Annotated in this window: 7 protein-coding genes and 1 pseudogene; all 8 read left to right on the top strand. The window is 34.4% G+C overall.

The genetic code is table 11. From position 1 onward, the window contains the following. Window positions 1-10: 10 nt before the first annotated feature. Window positions 11-250, top strand: a complete 240-nt coding sequence (locus Q0A18_RS11895; RefSeq protein WP_292010366.1) for a type B 50S ribosomal protein L31 — start codon at window positions 11-13, stop codon at window positions 248-250. Between the two features lie 101 nt (window positions 251-351). After that, on the top strand, window positions 352-1,512 hold the full coding sequence (locus Q0A18_RS11890) for a GlmU family protein (protein WP_292010365.1): 1,161 nt from the start codon (window positions 352-354) through the stop codon (window positions 1,510-1,512). A 98-nt stretch (window positions 1,513-1,610) separates the two neighbouring features. Next, the gene (locus Q0A18_RS11885; RefSeq protein WP_292010364.1) at window positions 1,611-2,120 is read left to right on the top strand and encodes a sigma-70 family RNA polymerase sigma factor; all 510 of its coding nucleotides are present in this window, start codon (window positions 1,611-1,613) and stop codon (window positions 2,118-2,120) included. Further along, window positions 2,095-2,766, top strand: a complete 672-nt coding sequence (locus tag Q0A18_RS11880) for a hypothetical protein (protein WP_292010363.1) — start codon at window positions 2,095-2,097, stop codon at window positions 2,764-2,766. Before Q0A18_RS11885 ends, Q0A18_RS11880 begins: the two co-directional genes overlap by 26 nt. Before the next feature lie 52 nt (window positions 2,767-2,818). Further along, window positions 2,819-4,105: a DUF4252 domain-containing protein gene (locus tag Q0A18_RS11875; protein ID WP_292010362.1), complete on the top strand. Its 1,287-nt coding sequence runs from the start codon at window positions 2,819-2,821 to the stop codon at window positions 4,103-4,105. A 10-nt stretch (window positions 4,106-4,115) separates the two neighbouring features. Beyond that, window positions 4,116-4,616: a DUF4252 domain-containing protein gene (locus Q0A18_RS11870; protein ID WP_292010361.1), complete on the top strand. Its 501-nt coding sequence runs from the start codon at window positions 4,116-4,118 to the stop codon at window positions 4,614-4,616. Between the two features lie 150 nt (window positions 4,617-4,766). After that, on the top strand, window positions 4,767-6,227 hold the full coding sequence (guaB, locus tag Q0A18_RS11865) for an IMP dehydrogenase (protein WP_292010360.1): 1,461 nt from the start codon (window positions 4,767-4,769) through the stop codon (window positions 6,225-6,227). Window positions 6,228-6,301: 74 nt separating this feature from the next. Continuing rightward, a pseudogene (locus Q0A18_RS11860) lies at window positions 6,302-6,754 on the top strand (hypothetical protein); the annotation flags it as partial.

The raw sequence follows: 6,754 nt of genomic DNA, 5'->3' as shown, positions 1-6,754 counted from the left end.
GAAAAACGGAATCCACCCAGAAAATTATAGACTTGTTGTTTTCAAAGATATGAGTAACGACGAGGTGTTTCTTTGCAAATCTACTGCAGAAACAAAAGATACTATTGAATATGAAGGTCAGGAATATCCATTAATCAAAATGGAAATTTCTTCTACTTCGCACCCTTTCTACACTGGTAAAGTGAAATTAGTAGATACTGCAGGTAGAGTAGACAAATTCATGAACAAATACAAAAAATTCGCTAAGTAATTTTTTGAAATTAAAAGATATTGAAGTCTTCCAAAACTCTTGGAAGACTTTTTTTATTTGTATTTTTGTTAGAACATTAAACTTTAAAATATTGAATTATCATGCAGCTTGTATTTTCTGATGCGCAATACTGGGAAGACTTTCTTCCGCTTACTTTCACTCGTCCGGTAGCAGAAATGCGATGTGGAATTCTTACTTTTTCCGAAAGATGGCAAAAGCTGTTGAAAATCAAAGAGGTTTCCTATATTACGGAAAACTATTTACAGGATAAATTTAAAAAGCCGGGAGAAAAAGAAAGTCTTTTTTTAGTGGCTAATTTTCTTCCAACTGAAAGTGTTCTGCAGCAAATTAAAGATTTACAACAGGGAGAAGCTTTGGTATATGAAGATGAACTGGTCGCTGCTAAAATCAATATGAAAGATTTTTCCCTGAATCAGATTGAAAAAATGACTGATATTAAAGAAGAACTTATTTTCTTTAAGAAACCAACAGATTTATTTACCTATAATCATCATGCCATTGATTTTGATTTTGGTTTGATGACTAAAGATAAAGTTTCTCAGGAATTGTCTTCTACGAATGGCTTACTGGGGGATAGGAAAGATGTATTTATAGAAGAAGGGGCGCAGGTGGAATTCTCAACTTTAAATACAAAAACAGGTAAAATCTATATAGGGAAAAATGCTGAGGTAATGGAAGGTTGTAACCTTCGTGGACCGATTGCTCTTTGTGATGATTCTAAATTTAATTTAGGAGCTAAGATTTATGGAGCTACTACTGTAGGCCCCCATTCTAAAGTAGGAGGTGAAGTAAGCAATATTATCATGTTTGGTTATTCTAATAAAGGGCATGATGGATTTGTTGGAAACTCAGTCATTGGAGAGTGGTGCAACTTAGGAGCGGATACCAATTCTTCCAATCTTAAAAATAATTATGGCCATGTAAAGCTGTGGAATTACAGGACAAAAGCTTTTGAAGATACGGGACTTCAGTTTGCCGGTCTGATCATGGGAGATCATTCCAAGACCGCGATTAATACTCAATTGAATACAGGAACTGTAATCGGAGTTGCTTCCAATATTTTTAAAGAAGGTTTTCCTCCTAATTTAATTGAGAATTTTTCATGGGGCGGATTTAAAGGTGATGAAAGGTTTAAATTGGATAAGGCTTATGAAGTCGCTGAAAGAGTGATGGCAAGGCGTAAGATTGCTTTGACAGATGAAGATAAAGGTATTTTTAAATATATTTTTGATACCTACTAAATATTCTAAAATAAAAAACTTCAAATAATTTGAAGTTTTTTATTTTTGGATGTAATACAATTCAATTATTGATTGTCTTACCTATAGAAAGAAAACTTATGACCCAAGAAATTTTCAAGGATACGGTGTTTATTCTCAGAGATGAGATGTATCGTTTTGCGAGAAGATTTGTCATGAGCAGTGATGAAGCAGAAGATGTAGTGCAGGATCTGATGGTTAAGTTTTGGCAGAAGAGGGAAGAGTTGGGACAATTTGGAAATTTGAAGTCCTATGCTTTGAAATCAGTCAGGAATGAATGCCTTAACAGACTTAAACACCATGAAGTAAAACGTGGTTTTGCAGACCTTCAGCTTCATCAGTCTGAGTTGTACAGTATTGAGATTAATAATCTGAAAGAACATATCATACGGTTTATTAACCAGCTTCCGGAAAAGCAGAAAATGGTAATTCACCTGAAAGATGTAGAAGAGTATGAAGTATCAGAAATTTCTGAAATACTGGAGATAGAAGAGAATGCTGTAAGAGTGAATCTTATGCGTGCCAGACAAAAAGTAAAAGAACAAATCTCACAATTGATGAGTTATGAGCAAAGATCAATTTCAAAATAAATATGACGAAATCTTCCGGGAAATAAAGGAAGAGAAGATGGATTGGAGCTTTGAAGATCTGCTTCAAAAAGCAGAATCCAAAGAAGAAGATACACCTATTATTCCATTGGGAAAAACTAAGCCGAAGATTCCGAAATGGTTCTGGATGGCTGCCGGATTATTAATTCTTTTAAGTATTGGTTTTATTTTTAATTATATCAACCACAGTGTAATCGATGAGAAAGATACTTTGGTGGAAAATGAAATTCAGAAACAGAAATCAAAATTTATAGAAGAAAACAATGAACATCAGGAGCAGATAGCACTTCATAACAATGATTCTATTTCCGGTGCTAAAAAAGATTCTGTTTTTCAGGATAATTCTATAGCAGAAAAAGATGTTCTTGATGAAATATTATCTAAAAGAAGCCGGCTTAAAAAAGAAACGAAACCAAGATTTGTAGATAATTCAACATATAAGTCATCTCCAAAATATACCTCTGTAAAGAAAGACTCTACGGGTTATAAAGACAATTATGTAATTGTTAACGGTAAAAGGATTGATAATGTAGAAGAAGCTATTAACGTGACTAAATATTCATTCCAGGTATTTGCAAATGCCAGCGAGAGGATGACTTCCACTCAGGTAATGGATAATGTAGACTAACAAAATAAAGAACCTGATCAGGTCTTGAAATAAGATTAAAATAAATTAACTCATGAAAAAAATATTCATCATATTCGCACTGGCTTTTTCCCATTTTTTTAATGTATATGGGCAAAAAGAGAAATTGGATCAGCTTTTTGACAAGTATCAGGAAGTGGAAGGGGTGACCTCCATCAAAATTGCCAAACCTATGTTTGGGATGCTGAGCAGTCTTAATATTAAAGATTCACAGCTCGATCAGATTAAACCGCTTTTATCCAAAATTAACGGATTAAAGATCCTTATCACCGAAAATCCGGAAACAGCCGATAGCTCTGAAGGAATGAAGGTGAAATCCGATCTGGATAAAATTAAGAAAGATATTTCTTCTTATCTGAAGAATCTGAATTATAATGAGGTGATGACTGTTAATAACAGTGGAAATAAAATTAAATTTCTCTCTGCAGATGCTAAAGAAGGAATGCTGGATGACCTTTTATTAAGTATAAACAGTGAAAGTGGAGAAAATGTTCTTGTTATGCTGGACGGGAAACTATCTATGGATGATGTCAATAAAATTATCAGTTCCAGTGAAGCCAAAATAAAAGGCAATACAATTAATACTACGAAAAATAACCTGACTTCAGAAAATACAGTTTCTTATCTTAATGGAGAAAGCAGAAATGTGGGACAATTTACAGGAGTACAGGTAAGTACAGGCGTAAATCTGGTTTATAAACAGGAAAACTCCACTAGTGTAAAAGTATTGGCTGATGCAGATAAACTACAATATGTAATTACTAAAGTGGAGAATGGAATCCTTAAAGTCTATATAGATAATAAAGGGGTTAAGAATTTGAAATTTAATAATTTAAGTGTTAACGTATCTTCTCCCAGAATGAATAGTATTAAAACATCATCGGGCGCCAACTTTACGGCGGTAGATCTTGTTAAAGAAAATAGTCTGGAGCTTGAGGCTTCTTCAGGTTCCAATCTGACAGGAAAGTTTAATGTTTCCAATGCTACTAATGTCGCTGTGAGCTCTGGAGCTAATATGAATGCAACCATCAATTCAGCCAATATGACTTTAAAGGGATCGAGCGGCTCTAATACAAAGTTAGTTGGACAGGTAGATAATGCGACTTTTGATATTAGTAGTGGAGCATTATGTAAAGCCGAAGACTTGATTGTGAATAACGCACAGGCGGAAACTTCATCAGGATCTAACCTTACTCTTAATGTGAAAAGCCGGCTGAGTGTAAAAGCATCATCAGGAGGATCGGTTAAATATAAAGGTAATCCACAGGTTGAGTCTCGTATCAGTAAGACTTCAGGAGGAAGTTTAAAACAAATTAACTAAATCATTTACCATGAAAACCCTACAGAAAATACTTTTCATAATGTGCGCTTTATTTCTACTTCAATCCTGTATTGTTTCTGAAAAACCGAATATTGATTTTTTTGCAGATGCGCAACATGATTATGAAGGAGCAAAGTTTATGAGTGTCAATGTTCCTGTGCTGCTGGCAAAGCCCTATATTAAAAAAGCTTTAAAAGAAAGTGGGGAAGATGAGGCTATACTGGCAATGGTAAAAAAAGTTTCTAAAATTAGAGTATTGACGGTGGAAAACGGAGATAAAGCCATGCTTAAAGATTATGCCAAATATTTAAATGATAATCAATATGAAGATTGGGCGACTATTAAACATGACGGTGATAATGTGAATGTCCGTGTTAAACAAAAAGGAGAAGTTATTAAGAATATGCTGATTACCGTCAATTCAGATAAAGATCTTGTTTTTGTAGATGTAAAAGGAAATTTTACAGCAAATGATATTTCAGAAATGATCAATTCAGCTTCTGATAAGTAGTTGTTTGATATTAATCAAATTTTAATAATTGCCGTTCTAGTAGGAACGTTTTTTTTTGATTTACATCATTGATTATTAAATTTTATTTAAACTATCAAAAAGAATTTTCACATCTCACTAAAATAACCTAATTTTGCACAGAAAGTAAAGATGTCTATTCATAACAAAATTGTCGAGACAGCCATCACTTTTGATGACGTTCTTCTAGTCCCTTCTTATTCAGAAGTATTACCTAACCAGGTTTCATTAAAATCAAGACTTACCGATAAAATCACGCTTAATGTTCCGATAGTTTCAGCGGCTATGGATACTGTTACAGAAGCAGATCTTGCTATTGCTTTAGCTCGTGTTGGTGGTTTAGGATTTATTCACAAGAATATGCCGATTGCAGAACAGGCTGCTCAGGTTAACCGTGTAAAACGTTCTGAAAACGGAATGATTTCTGATCCTGTAACCCTTTCCAAGGATCATACTTTAGGACAGGCTAAAGATATGATGAGTAAGTATAAGATTTCCGGACTTCCTGTAGTGGATGCCGATAATGTGCTTATTGGAATCATTACAAACAGAGATGTAAAGTATCAGGAAAATCTTGCTATGAAGGTGGAAGAAATCATGACAAAAGATGATCTTATAACATCTGATAAAGATACTAATCTCGAAAAAGCAAAAGAAATTCTTCTTAAAAACCGTGTTGAAAAACTTCCTATTGTAGATAAGGAAAATAAACTGGTGGGATTAATTACCATTAAGGATATTGATAATCAACTGGAATATCCTAATGCAAACAAAGATCAAAACGGACGTCTTATTGTAGGTGCCGGAGTAGGAGTAGGAGAAGATACAATGGACAGAATTGAGGCATTGGTGAAAGCTGGTGTTGATATTGTCGCTATAGATTCTGCACATGGCCACTCAAAAGGCGTGTTGGAAAAAATTGCTGAGATTAGAAAAGCTTATCCTGATTTGGATCTTGTAGGAGGAAATATTGTAACAGCTGATGCAGCGAAAGATTTGATAAAAGCAGGAGCTAATGTACTTAAAGTTGGAGTGGGCCCGGGCTCAATCTGTACTACAAGAGTGGTAGCAGGAGTAGGAGTTCCTCAGTTGTCAGCTATTTATAATGTATATGAGTATGCTAAATCAAAAAATGTTACCGTAATTGCAGACGGAGGAATTAAATTATCCGGAGATATTGTTAAAGCAATTGCAAGTGGAGCAGGAGCAGTAATGCTTGGTTCACTTTTGGCAGGAACAGACGAAGCACCGGGTGAAGAGATTATATTCCAGGGCAGAAAATTCAAATCTTATCAGGGAATGGGAAGTCTTTCCGCTATGAAACGTGGAGGGAAAGAAAGATATTTTCAAAGTGAAGCTAAAAAATTCGTTCCCGAAGGAATTGAAGGCAGAGTTCCTCATAAAGGAAAACTGGAAGATGTTATCTTTCAATTAACAGGAGGTCTGAGAGCGGGAATGGGATATTGTGGCTCTAAAGATATAGAAGCTCTGCAAAAAGATACTAAAATGGTTATGATTACAGGAAGCGGATTGAAAGAATCCCATCCGCATGACGTAATCATTACACAGGAAGCTCCTAACTATTCTTTTTAGTTTTTATTTCTTTATAATTGATAATTTTCTTTGGCATACGATTTGGATAGTATGTCAAAGATGAATTAAAAATTATGAAAAAATTATTTTTTAGTGCGTTAGCACTTGCTTTTAGCGCTAATTTCGCTTTAGCTAATCAGAATACTGTATCAAAAGGAGGAGAATTAACTGAAATTGTCAATAGCAAGCCAGGTCCATTAGACTTCCTGAAGAACTACAAAGGAAAAATGGTTAAAACTTCCAAGCTGCTTGATAATCCAGTTTTAAAATCTAGACTTATTAAATTATTAGGTAATGATGATTATGCATTCCTGAAGAAAAACTGGAATGTAGAAACACCTATTACTGTTGTAGGTAACACAGTAGAAGCTACAGGATGTAAAGTTCATGACTGTGGAAATACTAATTTTATTCTATTAGTTGATACTGCTGATAATATTATCCAAGTTGGGATCAGGAAAAATGGTGGTAAAGCTCTTATCATTTCAGAAGATCCAAATAGATCTATCCCTGGAGATCTTGAAGAT

The organism is Chryseobacterium sp., assembly GCF_022712095.1.
GTDB lineage: Bacteria > Bacteroidota > Bacteroidia > Flavobacteriales > Weeksellaceae > Chryseobacterium.
This window is presented reverse-complemented; position numbering and strand designations above follow the sequence as displayed.